The sequence below is a fragment of the Clostridium sp. CF012 genome, from assembly GCF_018861755.1.
Classification (GTDB): Bacteria; Bacillota; Clostridia; order Clostridiales; family Clostridiaceae; genus Clostridium_AD.
This window is the reverse complement of sequence record NZ_JAHLEF010000017.1, coordinates 1-21,091: the sequence shown is the minus strand read 5'-3', so window position 1 is coordinate 21,091 and position 21,091 is coordinate 1. Positions and strand designations below refer to the sequence as shown.

At 34.0% G+C, this 21,091-nt stretch carries 15 protein-coding genes; 13 read left to right on the top strand and 2 right to left on the bottom strand.

Annotated elements, in window-relative coordinates; all coding sequences use genetic code 11:
* Positions 1 to 78: 78 nt before the first annotated feature.
* Both KPL50_RS15250 and KPL50_RS15245 read right to left on the bottom strand, forming a co-directional pair.
* A complete protein-coding gene (locus tag KPL50_RS15250; RefSeq protein WP_216299395.1) occupies positions 79 to 939 on the bottom strand; it encodes an alpha/beta hydrolase in 861 nt (286 codons plus the stop codon).
* Between the two features lie 11 nt (positions 940 to 950).
* Positions 951 to 2,561 (bottom strand): PucR family transcriptional regulator, encoded by a 1,611-nt coding sequence (locus KPL50_RS15245; protein WP_216299394.1) that lies wholly within the window; start codon positions 2,559 to 2,561, stop codon positions 951 to 953.
* 118 nt (positions 2,562 to 2,679) lie between these two features.
* Here KPL50_RS15245 and fdrA point away from each other — a divergent pair, with 118 nt between their 5' ends.
* The 13 genes from fdrA to KPL50_RS15180 all read left to right on the top strand — a co-directional run bounded on the left by fdrA (position 2,680) and on the right by KPL50_RS15180 (position 20,880).
* A complete protein-coding gene (gene fdrA, locus KPL50_RS15240; RefSeq protein ID WP_216299393.1) occupies positions 2,680 to 5,679 on the top strand; it encodes a DUF1116 domain-containing protein in 3,000 nt (999 codons plus the stop codon).
* The gene (locus tag KPL50_RS15235) at positions 5,672 to 6,562 is read left to right on the top strand and encodes a DUF2877 domain-containing protein (RefSeq protein ID WP_216299392.1); all 891 of its coding nucleotides are present in this window, start codon (positions 5,672 to 5,674) and stop codon (positions 6,560 to 6,562) included. The genes fdrA and KPL50_RS15235 overlap by 8 nt, the downstream gene beginning before the upstream one ends.
* On the top strand, positions 6,531 to 7,814 hold the full coding sequence (locus tag KPL50_RS15230) for an MFS transporter (protein WP_216299391.1): 1,284 nt from the start codon (positions 6,531 to 6,533) through the stop codon (positions 7,812 to 7,814). The genes KPL50_RS15235 and KPL50_RS15230 overlap by 32 nt, the downstream gene beginning before the upstream one ends.
* 29 nt (positions 7,815 to 7,843) lie before the next feature.
* Positions 7,844 to 8,785 carry a carbamate kinase gene (gene arcC, locus KPL50_RS15225; RefSeq protein ID WP_216299390.1) on the top strand — a complete coding sequence of 314 codons (942 nt, stop codon included), beginning with the start codon at positions 7,844 to 7,846 and terminating at the stop codon, positions 8,783 to 8,785.
* 70 nt (positions 8,786 to 8,855) lie between these two features.
* Positions 8,856 to 10,076: a dicarboxylate/amino acid:cation symporter gene (locus KPL50_RS15220; protein WP_216299389.1), complete on the top strand. Its 1,221-nt coding sequence runs from the start codon at positions 8,856 to 8,858 to the stop codon at positions 10,074 to 10,076.
* A 47-nt stretch (positions 10,077 to 10,123) separates the two neighbouring features.
* Positions 10,124 to 11,485, top strand: a complete 1,362-nt coding sequence (locus KPL50_RS15215) for a hypothetical protein (RefSeq protein WP_216299388.1) — start codon at positions 10,124 to 10,126, stop codon at positions 11,483 to 11,485.
* A 35-nt stretch (positions 11,486 to 11,520) separates the two neighbouring features.
* The gene (locus KPL50_RS15210) at positions 11,521 to 12,744 is read left to right on the top strand and encodes an amidohydrolase family protein (protein WP_216299387.1); all 1,224 of its coding nucleotides are present in this window, start codon (positions 11,521 to 11,523) and stop codon (positions 12,742 to 12,744) included.
* Positions 12,745 to 12,910: 166 nt separating this feature from the next.
* On the top strand, positions 12,911 to 13,885 hold the full coding sequence (locus KPL50_RS15205; RefSeq protein ID WP_216299386.1) for a HAMP domain-containing sensor histidine kinase: 975 nt from the start codon (positions 12,911 to 12,913) through the stop codon (positions 13,883 to 13,885).
* A gap of 45 nt (positions 13,886 to 13,930) precedes the next feature.
* Complete coding sequence (locus KPL50_RS15200) at positions 13,931 to 15,058, top strand: response regulator (RefSeq protein ID WP_216299385.1); 1,128 nt, start codon at positions 13,931 to 13,933, stop codon at positions 15,056 to 15,058.
* A 248-nt stretch (positions 15,059 to 15,306) separates the two neighbouring features.
* Positions 15,307 to 16,356: a GGDEF domain-containing protein gene (locus tag KPL50_RS15195; protein ID WP_216299384.1), complete on the top strand. Its 1,050-nt coding sequence runs from the start codon at positions 15,307 to 15,309 to the stop codon at positions 16,354 to 16,356.
* Between the two features lie 80 nt (positions 16,357 to 16,436).
* Complete coding sequence (locus KPL50_RS15190; RefSeq protein WP_216299383.1) at positions 16,437 to 19,301, top strand: ATP-binding protein; 2,865 nt, start codon at positions 16,437 to 16,439, stop codon at positions 19,299 to 19,301.
* A gap of 110 nt (positions 19,302 to 19,411) precedes the next feature.
* Entirely contained in the window at positions 19,412 to 20,188 is a 777-nt protein-coding gene (nagA, locus tag KPL50_RS15185) for an N-acetylglucosamine-6-phosphate deacetylase (protein WP_216299382.1), read from the top strand.
* Positions 20,189 to 20,487: 299 nt separating this feature from the next.
* Positions 20,488 to 20,880: a bacteriohemerythrin gene (locus KPL50_RS15180; protein WP_216299381.1), complete on the top strand. Its 393-nt coding sequence runs from the start codon at positions 20,488 to 20,490 to the stop codon at positions 20,878 to 20,880.
* The last annotated feature ends 211 nt before the right edge of the window (positions 20,881 to 21,091 follow it).

Here is a 21,091-nt window from a genome sequence, read left to right as displayed (position 1 = left end):
GAGTAAATGCTATTAAGTAATATACCATGAATCACAGCAAATTAGATATTATTAGATAGGAGTTTTTATTTAAAATATTTAGATTATATCTTCCAGCCATTTTATTATTTCTTCATACGTCAATATTCCTGAATCGTTGTTTATATCTCTATCGAAGTCGTGGACTTCTCCATAGATTGTTATAAGGTGGGAGTTTGGGATTAAATTACGTAGTGTCTTTGAGATTCTATATGGCACATCCGGGTCTAGGGTTGATGCTGTTAATATTGTTGGTGGAAAACTTTTTAGCTTTTCGTAATCCAAAGAGTATTTTGTTGGGTTTTCTTCTTTGCAGATATCTTTAACCCATGTTCCTTCCTGTCTTGCCTTTATATAGAGCGAAAATCTCAAATTAATTGGGCAGTATGTCACAGGGGTATCCGAGATAAATTTTTCAAGACTTTTACTGCTTAATTTGGGTAGCTTGTTATAAAATTTACTTGGAGTGTTGAATTGGTCTTCATCAAGTCTTGCATATCCATAGAGGCTTATGATTGCCATTGGCATTAAGTCATCATTTTCGATCAACATGTCGCACATCATAAAACAGAGGTAAGCGCCTGATGACCTTCCAAATAGTACGTATTTTTTATTAGTTAATTCAAATACCACCTCGTGATTTTTCAAATAGTATAAAATTTCTTCGTAAGATGACTTTAAAATTATATCTATTTTTGATTCTGGCGCTAGTGGATAATCTAGTGCCAAAAGATCATATCCTGAATTTAAAAATTTATCTATATAAATTTGTGGTAAGTCATCTCTCACTCCATAAAGTAGCCCTCCACCATGGAAATAAATTATCGTTATATTTCTTCTATATTTCTGAGCCCTATATAAATTCAAAGTTAGCTCAATATTTTCTTCTGTAACAAAGCTGAAAATTTCTGGATTATTCACTTATTTCCCTCCTATTCCATTAGTTTAAAAAGTCTTGAGGCTACTTGGATTTGCAGTATTTCCTCTGGGTTTGTAAATTCTATGCCTAGAACATCTTTTATCTTGTCAATTCTGTATCTCACTGTCTTCGGGTGCAGAAATAGCTTTTCTGAGGTGAGGGTGTAGCTTTGGTTTGTGTCTAGAAATATTTCTAGGGTCTGAAATAACTGTGGATAGTCTAGTCTAAATCTATTTATTCTAGGGGATATAAATTTTTCGAGTTTATCTAGATGGTTTGACTCTAAGAATAATTTGTAGATTCCAAGCTCTTCATAATGCAATAGCTTATTCGAATGGTGGAATAACCTTAGCACCTTCTGAGTGTCTAAAACTTCTTTATTCGCCTTTGGAATGTCAAATTTTTCTACTATTGAGCTGATGCTCACGTAGTAATAGAATTGTTCAAATAGATTATTTTCATTAAGTGAGTTCATTGATTTTTCAATAGAACCCAAATTAAATCCATTTTGAAAATCTTCAAAATTAAGTATGAACACTATTCTATCCGATTTTTCCAAAAAAGCTATATCTTTGAGACTTAAAACAAATTTGTTTTTAATCTGTCTTAGAATGGGAAGCATTAGGTTCTTGTCTAAGGGTTTATTGTCGTCACGCTGATATAGCTTTATGAGAATAATTTGATAGTGCTTGTGGCTGTTAATCCTAAGTGATTCTAGCACCTCATCAATATTCTTTTTCTCATAGAGTTTGTCATTTAGCAAATCGCTTATGATGTTATTTTTTTGAAGGGATAGATTTTGCGATGCCACATATTTTTTTAATAGTTCCATTTGTATAAATTTCACTGCATTTTCTATCACCATGAAATCTTCAAAACCAATTTGATTTTGTAGTTCGTGAATGACTAGCGAGTAGTCATCAAATCCTAGAAATGGTATGAGAACTCTAATTTGTGTGCCAACTGTCTTTGGATCTGTGTCAGTATAGACTACCTCCATTCGCTCATATTTGAAATTCATGTATCTTTCATTTGGAATTTCACCCTTATTCATTATTGTTACATGGCAAAGTTCAGGATTCGTAGTAATTTCAGTTCCCTTTACAGAATTAATAAGGCTAACATCACGCTGTATCATTTTTTTAAATTCATTTAATATCTCATCCATTGATGGCATTTTCAGTGCTAGGCTAGTTAGATCGCAATGTACTTCGTAATACTTATTTAATAGGTGCACATTTTTATCTATTATTGGCCCCAATATATCCAGAATTATGGATTCGTATTTTATGCTATTGCCAATTTGGATTAGAGGAATTATATGTTTGTCACAAAGTTCTATTATTTTATTTGGTATAAGGTAAACTAGTCTTTCAATTTTAATTATGATCGCACAAATACCTATGCTATGGAGCTTTTCAAAAAAAACGTCTAATTCAATATTACTCAAATTTTGTAGGGCGAAAAAACTAGTTAGTATTACCTGCCCCGATTGTCCCCAATTTTCTATGTCAATGGCCTCAAGTATGTTGACCCCTTTTATTTCATTTAAAATTCCTTTTTTCCCTGCTATTAACTTCGCACCATCAAGCGATTGTATTTTTAGTACGTTCTTGATATTCAAATTACCACCCCTTTATCCTTTAGGTATAAAAAATGTCGTATAAGCTAGAACTTTATGCCGATGAAAACCAATACAAGCTATGATATATTCATATTAGCACAACAAAGGAGGATTGCAAATGTTATATACAGTGATTAATAAAAATAGTTATCAAGATTCTATTAATCTAATGCTACTGACTAATTTAATCAATACTCTTCATGGTGTAACAAAATGTTCAATCATGATGGGTACTGAAGCAAATAAAGACATATTTAAAACTAGTGGGCTTATTACAGCAGAAGTTGAAGGTGCAGCCCCGAATGATATGGTAATTGTAGTTGAGACGTCAGATGAAATGGTTGTAGAAAATGTTCTTAGTGAAGCTGACAAGTTCCTAAACGATCTAGCAGTTAAGAAAAAGAAAAATAACGTTGAAAGTGTAAATAACCTGGACGCTGCATTAGAAGAGATGCCCGATGCAAATTTAGCGCTATTTTCAATACCAGGTGAATACGCAGCTGATGAGATCGAAAAGGCTCTTGACAGAGGGTTAAATGTATTTTCATTTACTGATAACGTTTCATTAGAAGATGAAGTTAGACTTAAGAAGAAAGCACACGAAAAAGGACTATTATTGATGGGGCCAGACTGTGGTACAGGCGTTATTTCCAGTATACCTATAGCATTTACAAACGTTGTAAGACCTGGAAATATCGGCATAGTTGGAGCTTCTGGAACTGGTATACAAGAAGTTACTACAATTATTGATAGACTGGGATGTGGAGTTGTACATGCTATAGGAACGGGCGGGCGTGATTTGAGTGAAGAGGTTAATGCCATAACAGTTAGAGACGCCATACTAGGACTTGAATATCACGATCCTACAGATGTAATTGTAGTAATTTCAAAACCACCAGCAAAAAAAGTTAGAGATGAAATCGTAGAGTTATTACACAGTGTAACAAAACCTGTTGTTGCTATATTCCTAGGGGAAAAGCCAGATCATCATGAGGGCGATGTATACTTGGCACATACTCTAGAAGAAACTGCAAAGATTGCGGTAGACCTTGCAAATAATAGACCTGTAAAACCAAATTATATAGAAGAAATAGAATACGAAGTAAAGACTCCACTAGCAGCAAATAAAACAGTAAAGGGACTTTACTCAGGGGGAACCCTTGCTGCCGAAGCTGGAATGCTTATCTCTGAGGCATTGGAACTTGGTGGATTAATCAAAAAAGAGGGATATATTCTTAATGCAAATGGGTACGAAGTAATGGATTTGGGAGATGACATATACACACAAGGAAAGCCACATCCAATGATCGATCCAGAAGTTAGAATCAAAAGGATAAAAGAATATGCAGATGACGAAAACACAGGAATAATACTTTTAGACTGCGTATTAGGTTACGGTTCACATCCAGATATGGCAGGTGTATTATCTGGCGCAATCAAAGAGGCAATACAAACAGCAAAAGAAAATGGACGAGAACTGTATTTCATAGCCACTGTCTGTGGTACAGAAAATGACCCGCAAAGTTATGAAGAATCATTAAGAACACTAAAAGAATGCGGAGTATTGGTAGAAAGCAGTAACGCAAAAGCAGTAAGACTTGCACTTAAATTAAAGGGAATAGAATTTAAAGAAGCTGACAAATATGTAGTAAAAACAAATATTGAAAAGAAAGCACTACCAAAAGCTAGTGAGAGTGTGATGGATCTTTTAAATTCTAAACCACGTATAATAAACATCGGACTTTCAAGTTTTACAGAATCTATCGTAGATTACGGCGGAGAAACAGTGCAATACGATTGGAAACCAATAGCAGGCGGTAACAAAAAACTTATAAAACTATTAAATAAACTTTCAAAGATTGAAGAGATAGAAAAATCCAATAGCGAAGTAATTGACAAGATGAAGAATTCACAACCTTTTCTAGTTGACGTAGTACCTGCAAAATCAGTAATAGAAATCTTAAATGACAAAGTATTACTTCACGCAGGACCACCAATCGAATACAAAGATATGACAGGTCCAATGCAGGGTTCATGTATAGGAGCAACATTATTCGAAGGCTGGGCAGAGGATGAAAAGAGCGCACGAGCATTACTAGAAAGCGGAGATGTGAAATTCTCACCATGCCATCATGTAGGGGCAGTTGGCCCAATGGGAGGAATTACATCAGGTAATATGCCGGTTTTAGTAGTGGAAAATAAACTAGACGGTTCAATTGGATATTGCATAATGAATGAAGGCATAGGAAAAGTGCTTAGATTTGGAGCATTCTCTGAAGAAGTTGTAAACAGATTAAAATGGATGAGAGATGTATTAGGCCCAGTATTATCTAAAGCACTAAAGAATAAAGAGGATGGATTGAACATAAACGTAATAATCGCAAAGGCCATTACTATGGGTGACGAATTCCACCAAAGGAATATAGCTGCCACACTTAACTTCCTAAAAGAAATTACACCGCTAATCGTCGAACTTGATATTGACCAAAAGGAAAAATATAGTGTAATAAAATTCTTGGCAGATACAGATCAATTTTTCTTAAACATAATGATGGCAACAGGTAAATCCATCGTAGATTGTGCAAGAAAAGTTACAAGTGGAACAGTAGTTACAACAATGACTAGAAATGGACGTGATTTCGGAGTAAGAATAAGTGGAATGGGCGACGAATGGTTCACGGCACCAGTTAATACTCCAAATGGACTATACTTTACAGGATTTTCAGCAGAAGACGCAAATCCAGACATTGGAGACAGTGCAATCACAGAGACAGTGGGTGTGGGAGCAATGGCAATGATAGCAGCCCCTGGAGTTACAAGATTCATAGGTGCAGGTGGATTTGATGACGCGTTAAAAGTATCAAACGAAATGAATGAAATCTGTATTTCAAACAATTCCAACTGGAGCATTCCAACTTGGGATTTCAAGGGAACATGTCTTGGAATCGATGCTAGAAAAGTAGTAGCTACTGGCATTACGCCACTAATAAATACGGGAATAGCACACAAAAACCCAGGAGTAGGACAAGTAGGAGCTGGAACAGTTCGTGCACCACTAGCTTGCTTTGAAAAAGCAATAATTGCATACGCAAAAAAATTGGGGATAGAAGTTGAGTAGGGATGAGATTAATAAAAACGGAGAGGTAAAGAGCAATTTATTGCCTCTCTATCTAAAAAATCATAGTTTAGGTAAAGTACACAGTAAATTTAATAATGGGCTTAATATACAATTTGATGATTCTTTAATTTATATCAGTTGTATCGGGACACCGCTATCTGCATTTGGACTAAATATACAAGAAGGAAAGTTAAAGAAAATACTCAACTTTACAAGGATTGATGACATAGTTGTAAACAAAGGTGATAAGTTAATTTTTTATAGTATTTATGAAATAATAAGTATTGATTATAAAGACGTAGAAGAAGTAGATTTAAAGCTTCCCAAAATAAAATGTAGTATTAGCCAAGTGCCTAATACCAAACTGTATAATTATTTAGAAAATATTAAACTTCACAGGCTTATTGGAATTGAGTTAGATGAGAAAACTCGCAAGTATGTAAATTTATTATTAAATTCTAATAAATCAGACTTAAATATTAATTTTGAGATAATAAGATTTTTTTCTGGCAGAGGTAAAGGACTGACACCCAGCGGGGATGATATTCTTATAGGATTTACCATTGCACTTATGATATTTAATAAATCCGATAAATGGATAAAAGCTCTCGAACTGGGAATTTCTAAAACCACAACAACTATGATAAGTGTGGCATATCTTAGGGCCTTATTAGAGGGATATGCAAGTGAGTATTTTGTACAACTTGTAAAGTTGATAGACATTGATGCCATAGATGCCATAGAAGAAGCAATAGAGAAAGTTCAATCATTTGGTCATACTTCAGGAAACGACGCTTTGTTTGGATTTTTATTAGGATTAAAATTTTTAACAAGTAAAGAGGAGGTATATCATGGAAGGGGCAAAAAAAACTACACTAATTGATAGATACAAAGCAATGCCTGTATCAGAAAAGTATTGGTGGAAGGTTGTAGCATTATGTTTCCTTGGATGGATTGTAATGTATGCAGATAGAACTATTTTAAATCCAGTAATGGGACAAATCGGTAAGCAATTCAGTTTAAGTAATGCACAATTAGGAATAATAAGCAGCGTATTCTTCTTGGCATATGCTGTAACACAAATACCTTTTGGTATTATAGGGGACAAATTTGGAAGAAAGCTAGTAATAGCACTAGGATTTATTCTATTTGGTATTACAACTTATTTTAGTGGTTTAGCAGTATCATTTGGCGTATTTCTGATATTTAGAATTTTGACAGGTATTGGTGAAGGTGCTTTCTATGGACCGGCATATGCTATGGCAACAGAGTCCATTCCAACTAAGAAGCTGACACTTGGAACAGCAATCATAAACAGTGGTATGGCATTTGGTACCTCTGGTGGATTTTTACTATCTAGTAAGTTAGTTCTTGAAAATGGAGAGCACTGGAGCAAACCATTCTTTATCATGGCTATACCAACAGTTATAGTAGGTATTTTATTCTATGTTCTATTAAAAGAAAAAGTAATAAGGCCTGAAGATCAAGTAGAAAAAAATATTGAACAGGACTTAAATAAAGAAGTTGTTGTAGCAAAAGGAAAAGTTTCACTTAAATCAATTTTCACTAATAGAAATTTGGTAGTCAGTTTCATTTTATGTTTCTGTTCAATTTATGCAAACTTTGTAATTATTACTTGGTTACCTCAATTCCTTCGAGTAGAAAGAGGATTTGCAGGTACTAGCGTTGGATTTATTTCTTCATTAGTTCCATGGGCATCAATTCCAGGTGCCATAATGTTTGCATATTTATCAGATAAATATAAAGTTACAAAAAAATTCATATACGTTCTTGTACCACTAGCATTGATTTCTGTAGTTGGAATAGCATTCGTTACAAATAAAACATTATTAATAGTAGTACTAATAGCTTATGGATTGACAGGAAAATTAGCATTAGACCCAATATTAGTAGCATTCGTTATGAAGAATGCGCCAAAACGCTCATTGGGAACAACACTAAGTGCATATAACTTCATAGGTATGTCAGGTTCGATCCTTGCACCTTACGTTACTGGGTGGATTGCAGATAAAATGGGATCAATGAAGGTTGGGTTCTATCTAGCGGCAGTATTATTATTAATTGGCTTAATAGTATTTAGCTTTGCAAAAGAAAAAGAAGTACAAACGATTTAATAACACTAAAGAAAAGGAGAGGTTGTAATATGAAGAATAAAAGAATTGTAGTAGCACTTGGAGGAAATGCGATTTTAACTGACGATGCATCCGAAAAGTCCCAAAAGGCTGCTATTAGGTCTACTTGCGAGAAACTTGCAAGGCTTACATCCGGTGGAAACGAGCTTATTATATCACACGGTAATGGACCACAAGTTGGAAATTTACTTCTACAACAGCAGGCTGCAGATTCTCCTAAGAATCCTGCTATGTCACTTGATACATGCGTTGCAATGACTCAAGGTAGTATCGGATATTGGTTGCAAAGTGAGATGAGTAAGGTGCTTTATGAAAATGGAATTAATAGGACTGTAGTATCACTTGTTACTCAAGTTTCTGTAGATGCAAATGATGCTGCATTTTCAAATCCAGCTAAGCCAATCGGTCCATTTTTGACTAAAGAAGAAGCAGAAATTGCTAGTGATAAGGATTCTTGCATATATAAAGAAGATTCAGGACGTGGATATAGAAAGGTAGTTGCATCTCCTAAGCCCCTAGGAATTATTGAATGCGACGCTGTTATAAAACTAATTGAAAATGATATCATTACAATTTCATGCGGCGGCGGCGGAGTTCCCGTTATATTAACTGAAAAAGGATATGAGGGTGTTGAGGCAGTAATTGATAAGGATCTAGCATCTCAAAAACTTGCAGAGCTAGTTGAAGCAGATGAACTAATAATTCTAACTGGCGTGGATAATGTATATATAAATTTCAACAAGTCAAATCAAGAAAAGCTTACAAAGGTAACTGTAAGTGAATTAAGAAAATATATTACTGAGGAACAATTTGCAAATGGCAGCATGCTTCCAAAAATCGAGGCTGCCATTGCATTTGTTGAGAGGTCAAAGTCAGGAGTTGCAATTATCACATCCCTTGAAAAATTAGGTGAAATTGACGAAGGTGCGGGAACTGTTATAACTAGAGATTAAGTAAATTCAAAAGCTACAGTCTAAAGGTATTTATAATTATAAAGTACACTCTTATAAGGAGAAAGTAATTATGAAATTTAAAAAAGTAAATATGACTGTTCAAATAATGATTGCTATGGTACTGGGAGTTATAGTTGGAACACTGGCAGAAGGAAAAATTGAGGGTATTAAATTATTGGGCGATATTTTCCTAAGGCTAATTCAAATGTCCATAATACTACTTGTAATGGGGCAAATAATTGAAGCGATTGGAAGTCTCAATCCTAAGGAACTAGGAAAGCAAGGAGTGAAAATTATCCTTATATTTTTAGGCTCCTCTTTTATAGCCGCCTCATTTGGAATATTTATAGCGATAATGTTAAAGCCAGGTGTTGGAATAAATCTAAAGTCTTTAACTTCAGGAGTAAAAATTGACTCAAGTTATATGGGTTCAATATCAGATACAGTGCTTGGATTTTTCTCCACAAATGTTATAAAGTCTATGGCTGATGGAGCCATCGCCCAAGTTATAATATTTGCTATCCTATTTGGGGTGGCATTAAGCTATGTGAGAATGGAAAATGAAAACATCAAGCTACTTGGAGTCATCATAGAGTTTAACAAAATAATTTTAAGGATGATTTCAAACATAATGAAAATTGCACCAATCGGTATATTTTCACTAATAGCCTCCACAATTGGAAAGGTTGGAGTAGGAGTAATACTACCACTTTCGAAGTACCTTGCTACTTACGCACTTGGAACATTTATATACCTTATAATCTCTTTTGTTATTGTGTCAATATACTGCAAGATTGAGATCACAAAGCTAATAAAGGGAATGATGCAAATGTCATTAATGGCGCTAGCCACAACATCATCAGCTGTAACTCTACCTACTGAGATGAAAGACGCTAGAGAAAAGCTTGGCATAAGTGAGAGAGTCACAAAGCTTGTATTGCCTCTCGGTATGACACTTAATAGCAACGGATCGGGTATGCACATGGCATTTACAATCGTAACTATAGCACAAATTTACGGTGTTAGATATTCAGGTGGACAATATTTATATATTGCAGCCTTGGCAACTCTAGTATCATTGGCAAATGCAGTAGTTCCAGGTGGGGGTCTTGTGTCTCTTGCAATAATCGTGCCACAAATGGGTCTGCCGATAGAGGCCATCGCATTATTCGCGGGGGTTGAATGGTTCGTAGGAATGCTTCGAACAATTCTAAACGTAGATTCAGATACATTTACAGCACTAATTATTGCTAAGGGGCAAAATGAAATAGATTACACTGTGTACAAATAATGATTTGTAAACATATATACAAAAATAAGTTTTGTAGGAGGATTTTTATGAATAAGAAGAAAAAAATATGGGCAAGTTCTTTAGCATTTATGGTTATGCTTTTATTTAGTAGCGCACAAGTATTTGCTGCAGAAGCAACAAAAGTGGTTAAAACACCACAAGGAATACAGGCATTACTTACAATAATACCGCTTATTATTATATTAATATTGCTTTTTAAGAAAGTTGATATGCTTGTAGCCGGTTTGGTTGGTGGAGTAATGGCAATGATAATAGGAGGTATTGGTCTTGTACAAGCTAACGATTTCCTATTAAAGTCAATTCCATTTATGTTAAATATAACAGTACCTATAATAAACTCAGCACTAGCTATGGCAGTTTTTAAATCTGGTGGTTATACCTCAGCTCTTACGCTAGTTAGACGTGGAATTAAAGGAAGAGTTGAATTCTTCGTAGCTTTTATAGTAATATTACAAGCAGCAGCCACTTATATGTCAGGAATAGGTGGAGGAAGTGCAATGGTTATAGCACCGTTGGCTTTTGCAGCGGTAGGAGTAATACCTGAGTTAGTAGCAGGGATGGCAATAGCTGCAGCAGTATCATTTACAACATCACCGGCTTCACTAGAATCAGGCATAGTATCTAAGCTTGGGAATATTGCTGTTGGTGACTACGTTTCTCAGATGAGAATTTTTTGGATAGCATTTGTAGTAATAGCAATAATAATTGCTTTCTACGGAACTAAGAGGAGAAACGCTTTATTCAAAGATGAAGAGAGTGAAGAATTTAAGGATATGAACAGCAAACAATTATTCAAAAATACAATACCTGCAATATTCTTATTATCTGCAGTTATTTTTGGACCTTTAGTAAACACTTTAGTTGGGTTCGCATTAGTTTCACCATTAGTTTACACAATAGTAACGGTTACATTGATTTTCTTATGTACTAAATTGAACCTAAATCAATCTGTTAACTCAATGGTTGATGGATCAAGCTATATATTAGTCAGGTTATTTAGTGTTGGTATCTTCTTAGCATTTATAAATATCATTGGAGCAACTGGAGCTTTTGCATCTATAGTTAGTGTAGCTAAACTAGCACCAGCAACACTTGTGGTTCCTACTGCAGTGCTTGCAGGTTTCCTAGTAGGAGTTCCAGCAGGTGCTTATGTAGGATCAGTATTAACACTTGTATTACCAATAGCTGTATCACTTGGATTCTCACCAATTTCTTTGGGCTTTGTTGCAATGGGAGTAGGACTTGGTAGTCAAATGAGCTTTGTTAACATAACTATGCAGGCCCTTTCTTCAGGATTTCAAATACCAGTTATTGATGTAGTTAAAGGTAATTCAAAGTGGGTTTTAGGATGCTTGGTATTATTATTAGTTCTTTCATTCATATTTTAGAAACTTAGATTATTTTAAATAAAGGAGGTATATTAATGGACATTATTTTGAGAAAGGTTAGAATTAAAGACCAGAAAGATTTAAGGGATGTAGCTATAAAGAATGGTAAAATAGTTGCTATTGAAGCCAGTATTGAAGGAAGTGCTGCGAGGGAGATAGATGGAGAAGGTAGGGTTTTAATACCTGGACTTGTAGAGAGTCATATTCATCTAGACAAAGCATTAATTGCAGATAGACTTCCAAATAAATCCGGTACCTTATTGGAAGCTATAGAAGTTACAGGAAAGCTTAAGCCAACTTTTACAAAAGAAGATGTAGAGGAAAGAGCAAAAAAAGCTCTCATGATGCTTATAAAAAATGGTACTACTCATATTAGAACTCATTCGGAATTCGATCCATCGCAAGGATTTACTGGATTTGAGACAGTTATGAAGCTTAAAAATGAATTTAAGCATTTCATCGATATACAGGTAGTAGCATTCCCTCAAGAGGGAATATTCAAAGTACCTGGAACTGAAGCAATGATGTATAAGGCTATGGATATGGGTGCAGATGTTGTAGGTGGAATTCCATACAATGATTTTCCAGTAAAAGAGCATATAGATTTAGTTTTTGAAATTGCTAAAAGGTATAATAAACCTATTGATCTTCATCAGGATTTTAATGATAATGCAGATGGAATAACTATAGAGTATGTTTGTGAAAAGACTATAAAGGAAGGCTTTGAAGGAAGGGTATCAGTAGGACATCTTACAAGCTTAGGAGCTTTACCAAAAGAGAAACTTAACCCGATTATTGAACTTATGAATAGAGCTAAAATAAATGTTATGAGCTTACCGGCTACAGATCTTCATCTTGGAGGAAGAAAGGATGAATATAATGTAAGACGTGCCGTTACTCCAATTAGAGCATTGCGTGACGGTGGAGTTAACGTGTGCTTAGCAACAAATAATATAAGAAACGCCTTCACCCCTTATGGGAATGGAGATTTAATGCAAATAGCCATGCTTGCAATACCCGTATCACATTTAGGTGGTGCGGATGATTTACCAACTGTTTTACCAATGATAACATGCAATCCAGCAAAAGCTTTAGGATTAAAGCACTATGGTATTGAAGTAGGTAAAAATGCAGACTTAGTTCTTTTGGATACAAAAGTTGTTAATGAAGCCATAATTGATATTCCAGACAGACTATATGTAATAAAAAATGGTAAGATAACAGTAGAAACAGTAAGAAAGATAAAGCTTAACTTCTAATAATATAGTATTTAAGTTTTAAGGGTCACTTACGTGACTAGTGAACTAAATAAATAAAAATGGACATAAGAAAAGTGACCCCCAATCGTAGGATAATAAAACTATGATTGGGGGAATCATTATGTCAGCTTCGACAATCTTTTTTTAATTATAAGGGGGCATACAAATGGGTGATAATGATATGAATCGTGCAATGAAAACGCTATTAATAGGAATACTTATATACATATTGTGGTGCACAGTCAATGCTGAAACTGAAAACTCTATCTTTTATCAATTGATTAATGAACACAGTTCGGTTATGATTTATATAATATTCGCTATCTTTGTCATGTTTCAATTTGTAGTTATTTTTTTGCTTGTAAGAAGCTTGAAAGCTAATAAAAAAATGAATAAGACCTTAAACGAAAATGAAATTCTGAAGGAAGAGTTAATATGTACTACTAAGCAACTTACAGAACTAAATAAATTAAAGGACAAGCTGTTCAGAGATGTTACTCATGATATGCGGAGTCCTATGGCAGCAATGGTAAGTATGATGGAAGTACTGGAGGATGATTACAGTAGTGACAATATAGAAATTATATATGAGGTAAGAAAACAGGTCAAAAGTACCTTCTTCATGGTGGAAAACCAGCTGGAGTGGTTAAATTATCAAAAGGACGGATTAGTTTATAGAGATATTATTAAGATTGCTGAGGAAACTATAAATGCACTTAGTGAAAATGATTTGACTAAAGGTATAAGAATTATGAATAATATTGAGGATGTTGTTACCATCTTTTTAGACAAGGAAATATTGGGGATGGTACTTTGGAACCTTGTGAACAATGCGGTAAAGATCGCTAGCAGTGGAGGATTGATTTCCATTAAGACTCATCAAATAGGACAAAAGGTCATTGTTACGATCAGAGATACCGGCATAAGTATTGACCTTGATAAGGCTAAAACACTCTTTAGTGAAGCGCATATAGGGTTCACTGCACCTACAGTGTTAAAGAAAGGAACAAGACAGGGCATTCTAATTTTAAAGGAATTTGTACAGTGCAGGGAAAACCAGAGATGGATGGACATCATCATTGAGGAAGACAGTACCTTCTATTTCTCTTTATCATCAGAGCATGAAGTGAACAGTATATAATAATAGGGTCTAATCAGTGAATAAATTGTACTATGGGGTGATAAAATGAAAGTAATTTTAATAGATGATGAAAAATCAATGTTGCTTATAATGAAGAAAATGATTTCAAAAGTCCCAGAAATTGAGATCGCGGGAGCTTTTCAGAGTTCTGCGCAAGCTTATAAATTCATAAAAGAAAACAGGGTGGATATCGCCTTTATAGATATCAAAATGCCGGAGGAGAGCGGATTAGATCTTGCCAGAAGAATTGTGTCAGAGTTCGAGAGAATTGATATTGTATTTTTAACTTCCCACAAGGAATATGCACTGGAGGCCTTTGATGTACATGCCGTTGACTATATTGTAAAGCCAGTTTCCCAGGAAAGGTTGGAACATACGATAAAAAGGATTAAAGAAAGACTCATTTTTCCGCTACCATATAGTTATGGAGGTGCATCAGTCAAGCTATCAGTTTATTGTTTGGGAGGCCTAGATATTAGAGGTGTGGATGGTGGGAGTGTGAAGTTGACTTCTTCTAAAAGCTTAGAATTATTAGCCTATCTGCTTTTAAATAAAGGGGAATTTGTATCTAAATGGAGAGTCATGGAGGATGTTTTCGGGGAAATGTCTCCGCATAATGCGGAAACCTATCTGAATACTACTATTTATAAATTAAGAAAGGCTTTGCTGCACCATGAAATGAAAGCAGCAGTCATTTCTGTCAATGAAAGTTATAGGATAGATATCAAAGATATCTATATTGATTTCATAGACTTCGACAACCGAGTCAATGCTTTATGCATTATTAATGAATCCAACCTTGAAGATGCAATAAAAACAGAAAAGCTTTTTGGAGGTCAACTTTTTGGAGATAAAGATTACCACTGGTCTTTACCTGAGAAAGAAAGACTCTCCGAAGTACATTGGGACTTTGTAAAAAAACTAGGAAACTACCTCTTGAAAAATAACAGTCTTACTATATCACTACAAATTTTTAAAAAGATGGCAATAAGAAATGAACTCGATGAAGAAGTAAACTGTCTCCTAATGCGGGTTTATGCTGCTAAAAGGGACAGAATATCACTGATTAAACAGTATAATAGATATACAAAAGTACTCCAAAGAGAGTTGGAAGTAACCCCAGCAAGTAATACAGCCAAGCTGTATGCCGAACTTAGAAAATCTCTCGAATAGAGTACGACAGTTAGTACTAAGACCAAGTTAAAAGTTTCTATACAAAACAAGATATAAGTCGATTCTTGTTGAATGAATTTTCAAATAAGTCAAAAAAACCATTAAGCCTCTAAAACCTAGTTCTAACCAGGGTTTATTGGATATTGGCTCTTTTTTTTTGTCATAATTCTGTCAGAAATGGTTGATAAACTATTATTATAGCGAATTTATAAATATAAGGGTATGTGTATATTAGGGGGGGAATGCTAATGAATAAAAAAATGGAGTTATTAAGGGAGACTATTAATAATTTGATAGTTTTAGAACCTCACGATGATATGGATCTATTAAATAAAAGCCAGGAAATGGATTTGTTAATATTGCAGTCCATAAAAAGAAGTAATTTTGTTTCAATTATCATGGGGGATGAACATATCAACGAATTTGATATTATTATAGATAAACTTCAACTATTTGAAAAAATATATCAGTCTATGAGAATTGTTGATCCAGTGAGAAAAAAAGCTCTTGAGCTGAATGAAAGTCAATTATGTGAAACTGATGTCATTTGTCATGAGTTCTGGAAAAAGGAAATTATTTGTGAAAACTGTGTCTCTATAAGGGCATACAATGAGGATGATACTATTTTTAAAATGGAGCATAATGGTAATGAGATTTACATGGTAATAGCAATTCCTATATCAATTCAAGAGAAAAAAATTGTTATAGAATTGTTTAAAGATGTTACTGATAGCTTGTATCTGAGAGATGGAAAACTTGGACATGAGGTGAAGATGTTATCTACAATTGAACATATGAATCAGGCAGAAGTGAAGGATGAATTGACAGATTTATATAATAGGCGATATATAAATGAAAAGCTACCTGTGGATTTATTAAACTCTTCATTAAGGAATGAGTCGCTATCAGTTATATTTGTGGATTTGGATTTCTTTAAAACGCTTAATGATAAATATGGATATATTATAGGGGGCCAAGTATTACTAGAATTTGCTAAAGAGTTAAAGAGACACATCAGTATCAGTAAAGACTGGCTAGCAAGATATGGGGGTGAAGAATTCATGATATGCCTTTCTAATACCGATAGTGATTCTGCAACAGCTCTTGCAGAAAGGATTAGAAAGAGTGTTATGAAAAAGAAATTTAATATTGGGAATGAACGAATTCAGTTGACATGTAGCTTCGGAGTTCATACAGTTTGTAATGAGAATGAATGTCTAAATGTTGACGAAATAATTGAGCTTGCTGACAAAAAAATATATCAAGCCAAAGCAGGTGGCAGTTATAGAGTAGTTTAGAATATAATGAATTTCAATATATTATTTTGTTTTTTTGAAAAAAGACAAAATTTAAGTTCATGAGCATATCGGAGGTAAAAATGGATAGAAGAAGTATTTCAATAAGGACCATAATTATTAGTTCATTTATTATGCTTATGGCAACTACGATTTTTATAATATGTTTTACACTGTTTTCAAATTGGAGAGCATCTACAAATAATATTATTAGTGAAATGGTGAATGATACAAGTAAAGAGATTTCAAATAAAATAGAAACATTCATTAATGTTCCTTTGCTGATAAATAAATCAAATCATAATTTAATGGAAAATAAAATCGTGGATATTTACAATAAGGTTGAGAGTGAAAAATTTTTTGTAGGAGTTCTTAAATCAAATAACCAGGAAGTATATAGTTTCAGTTACGGCACCGAAAATGGTGAATATTATGGTGCCCGTAGGAACGAAAAAAATGAACTTGAGATGATGAAAAATGATGCTGAAACTAAAGGGAATTCCTGGTACTATGCTATAAATAATGATTTGACCGCAGGAAAATTTTCGGTGGATGCAGGGAAATTCGACCCCCGTACAAGAGATTGGTATAAAATCGCGAAAGAAAAACAAAAACCGGTATTTTCTCCAGCATATAAACATTTTTTTATGAATGATTTGACAATTTCAGCTGCTTATCCAATTTATAATAAAGACGGTGTACTTCAAGGAGTACTCGGGACACATATTATTCTTTCAAAAATAAATGTTTATTTGAAAGAAATTATAAAAGACAAGAGTGCCATTTCTTATATTGTGGAAAAAAATACAGGGGAACTTGTTGCAAATTCACTTGATATGCCTAATTTCAAAATTCTTGCAGATGGCAAAGTAGAGAGAATAAAAGTTGAAGAGATTGACAATAGATCTATAATAGAGGCATATCAAAATTACAAAAACAATTCAAATAGTAGTTTTACAGTAAAAACTAAAAATGATAGGCTACATATAAATCTAACGGATTATAAAAAGGAAGGCTTAGATTGGCTGATTATAACAGGTATTCCTGAAAGTCAGTTTACAGTAGATATGATAAAAAGTATTCGTATTTCAATAGTATTCTCAATTATTGCACTTATTATATCCATACTAATATATATGAAGATCACAGAGATAATTCTAAAACCCACCTATAATTTGATAAATACTACAGAAAAATTTTCAAAGGGAGACCTCTTACAGAGAGCGAAGGTTTTCAGAAATGACGAGACTGGAAAATTATCAAAGGCATTCAACAAAATGGCAGAGCAATTATATATACTCATCAATAATCTTGAGGAGAAAGTAAAAGAGAGAACGGTAGAACTTGAGAAAGCAAACGGTGCACTAAAGGAGAGCGAGGGAAATATACGACTTCTTCTAGACTCTACTGCCGAAGGAATATATGGTTTGGATTTGAAAGGAAATGCTACCTTCTGCAACACCAGCTGTCTCCGCATGCTTGGATACAAACATCAAGAGGAGATAATGGGAAAAAGCATGCATTGGCAGATTCATTATAAGCGTTCAGATGGAACAAACTTCCCAATGGAGGGATGTAAAGTTTTAAACGCAATCGTTAAAGGTGAACGCACCCATGTGGAGGACGATGTATTCTGGCGGGCTGATGGTACCTGTTTCCCCGTACAATATTTCTCCTATCCTCAGTATTATGACGGGAAAGTTATTGGTGCAGTAGTAACCTTTACTGACATCACCCAGCGAAAACTAGAACAAAATGAAATAATAAAAGCAAAACAAGAAGCAGAAGCTGCAAATATAGCAAAGAGCCTATTTCTTGCCAATATGAGTCATGAAATCAGAACTCCAATGAATGGAATTGTAGGATTTTTACAGCTGCTTGAGAATACAGAGCTAAATAGTGAACAGCTGGAATTTATAGATATTATGAAAACATCCACAGATAGTTTGCTTACGGTTGTCAATGATATTCTTGACATCTCAAAAATTGAAGCAGGCAAACTAGAACTTGAGCATATTTCATTTGATATATATTCAACTATAGAAAAGGCTGTAATTTTTTTCAATACCAGAGCAGAGGAAAAAGGTCTTAAACTTAATATACTTATCAGGCCAGACATTCCTCAGTTTGTAGTAGGGGATCCCACAAAGATAAGACAGGTCATTAGTAATCTGGTAAGTAATGCAGTAAAATTTACGGATAATGGTGAAGTGTTTATTGAAGCCTTCTTAAACAAGGAAACTGATGAGATTATAGAAGTATTATTCACTGTAAAGGACACGGGTATCGGAATGACTGAGCAAGAAATTAATAAGCTTTTTACACCATTTATACAAGCGGATTCATCTTCTACAAGAAAATATGGTGGGACTGGACTAGGCCTTGCAATATGTAAGAGTATTGTGGAAATGATGGATGGAAAAATAAATCTTGTAAGTGAAAAGAAAATAGGAACTACTGTTACTTTCACTATAACTCTCAATAAAAGTGAAGACAAGCAAGTTAAGATACCAGCGAAGTATTCAATTATGGAAGGCAAAAAGGAAATTATTTATAATAGCAAGTTAAAAATATTACTGGTTGAAGATAATAAGGTTAACAGGATTTTATTTATCAAGTTACTAAAAATGAAAGGGTTCTGTTGTGATATCGCCATAAATGGCGAAGAAGCTGTCAAGGCATGCTTTAATAGCAACTATGATATCATTTTTATGGACTGCCAAATGCCAGTGATGGATGGTTATGAAGCAACAAGACAGATTCGTGAGGCAGAGGGGGATAGAAAACATACTATCATTGTAGCTATGACTGCCTACGCTATGAAAGGTGATGCAGAAAAGTGCATCGAAAAAGGAATGGATGCATATTTGGGCAAGCCTATTGATTTTGAACAGGTGACGAAAATGCTTAAAAAGTATGGTGGTGTTGAGGATAAGAGTAAGTGCTAATAGTGAACTAGAAAATGAGGTATATTATTTTATCTATTCAATTTTATTAAGGTTGTTTCCTTTGCAAAATTTATGGTATTATATAACACCATGACATCTGTAATGCCATTTTGAGCCATATAGAAGGTCCATATTTAAATCCTAAATATAAAGGTATGCAGAATGAAAAATTTCTACGTAGCCCTAATTTTAATGAGGTTGATAGAATATTTCAAGAAGCGGGAACATTAATAAAAATGGTCACTATTGCTCCGGAACTTCCCGGTGCTATTGAACTAATTTCGTATTTAAAAGAGCGGAATGTTATTGTTTCTATTGCCAACTCGGATGCTACTTATGAACAGGCCAAAGATGCATTTGCGTGTGGAGCAAGCCATATTACACACTGCTTTAATGCAATGTCCCCAATTCATCATCGTAATCCAGGTATTGTTGTGGCTGCTATGGAAGAGGAAAAGGTAAGCATTCAAGCAATTGTAGACAATGTTCACTTGCATCCAGCAATTGTTAGATTATTGCATAAAATTAAAGGACCAGATAAGCTGGTTTTAGTCACTGATGCTCTTCAAGCTATGGGAGCTGGAGATGGGGACTATATTTTCGGAGGTCATAATGTCACTGTTGAAAAAGGAATTGCCAGACTAAAAGATGGTACACTAGCATCTAGTACAATTACTATGAATAGAGCACTTGAATTCACAGTTAAAGATGGTATTTCTTTAAAGGATGCTATTACAATGGCTTCTGAAACACCAGCTAACGTGATTGGCTTAACGAGTAAAGGTAAATTAAAAGAAGGATATGATGCAGACTGTGTATTGATTGATAACCAGTATAATGTTATTTGGACTATGAGTGAAGGGAAATTAATCTGGGGATCGGTTTGAATGTGAAATTTAATAAGATGCAGATATGTTCAATTAATTGGGAAGAAATCACATTGATTGACTATTTTATGTAGAATTATAATAGAAATTGCTAATGGAAAATAGCGCAGATAAGCAGTTAAAATGTTACAATATAAGTCATTATAGTATTTCATGAATATCTTATAACTAGAGATACTTACTGGTTAAGTTGAGATTTGGAAAGTTAAAAACTATTCATTTTCTGCAAAGTAAATACTCACGGTAATTGTTTGTATACTTAATTAAATTATAATAAATAAAAGGAAGGCAGGTATATTATGTTTGAAATGAAAGAAGAGTATAAATTAGGGGTTGCACTTATAGACGAACAGCATACAAGGTTATTTGAATTAGGAGAAAATGCTTATAATCTATTAAAAGATAGTTACATAGTCGACAAATATAACAAAATTATAGAAGTAATACAGGAACTTTCTCAATATGCAGCTACTCACTTCAAAGATGAAGAGGATTATATGGAAAGCATAAATTACAAAAGACTGTTTACTCAAAAGATAGAGCATGCTGAATTTATTAAAAAAATAAGTGAATTGGATCTTTCTAAAATAGATGAAGACCATGATGAAGCTATAATGGGTATTTTATCATTCCTAGCTAAATGGTTATCAGAGCACATTATTGAGAAAGATTTATTAATAGTAGAAAAGTAAATATTTTAAGAATTTTGAATATTCTAAAGCAAGTAGAGGCAACTAGAACAAAGAGAGAGCATCGGATAAATTTCCTTCTACTCTCTTTTTCTATGTTAAGAGGGAATGTAGCTAGATTTGTGTAAACAAATCTAGCTACATTATTTTTTTTGTATTAACTAATGGTATTTGTGGAAATAATATCTAATAATTAAGTGAGGAGGAATAGTTA

What these genes read in the sequence shown, in the direction of transcription:
- fdrA (WP_216299393.1), top strand. Translation starts at nt 2,680, where the DNA reads ATGTTATATACAGTGATTAATAAAAATAGTTATCAAGATTCTATTAAT.
- KPL50_RS15230 (WP_216299391.1), top strand. Translation starts at nt 6,531, where the DNA reads ATGGAAGGGGCAAAAAAAACTACACTAATTGATAGATACAAAGCAATG.
- arcC (WP_216299390.1), top strand. Translation starts at nt 7,844, where the DNA reads ATGAAGAATAAAAGAATTGTAGTAGCACTTGGAGGAAATGCGATTTTA.
- KPL50_RS15220 (WP_216299389.1), top strand. Translation starts at nt 8,856, where the DNA reads ATGAAATTTAAAAAAGTAAATATGACTGTTCAAATAATGATTGCTATG.
- KPL50_RS15215 (WP_216299388.1), top strand. Translation starts at nt 10,124, where the DNA reads ATGAATAAGAAGAAAAAAATATGGGCAAGTTCTTTAGCATTTATGGTT.
- KPL50_RS15210 (WP_216299387.1), top strand. Translation starts at nt 11,521, where the DNA reads ATGGACATTATTTTGAGAAAGGTTAGAATTAAAGACCAGAAAGATTTA.
- KPL50_RS15205 (WP_216299386.1), top strand. Translation starts at nt 12,911, where the DNA reads ATGGGTGATAATGATATGAATCGTGCAATGAAAACGCTATTAATAGGA.
- KPL50_RS15200 (WP_216299385.1), top strand. Translation starts at nt 13,931, where the DNA reads ATGAAAGTAATTTTAATAGATGATGAAAAATCAATGTTGCTTATAATG.
- KPL50_RS15195 (WP_216299384.1), top strand. Translation starts at nt 15,307, where the DNA reads ATGAATAAAAAAATGGAGTTATTAAGGGAGACTATTAATAATTTGATA.
- KPL50_RS15190 (WP_216299383.1), top strand. Translation starts at nt 16,437, where the DNA reads ATGGATAGAAGAAGTATTTCAATAAGGACCATAATTATTAGTTCATTT.
- KPL50_RS15180 (WP_216299381.1), top strand. Translation starts at nt 20,488, where the DNA reads ATGTTTGAAATGAAAGAAGAGTATAAATTAGGGGTTGCACTTATAGAC.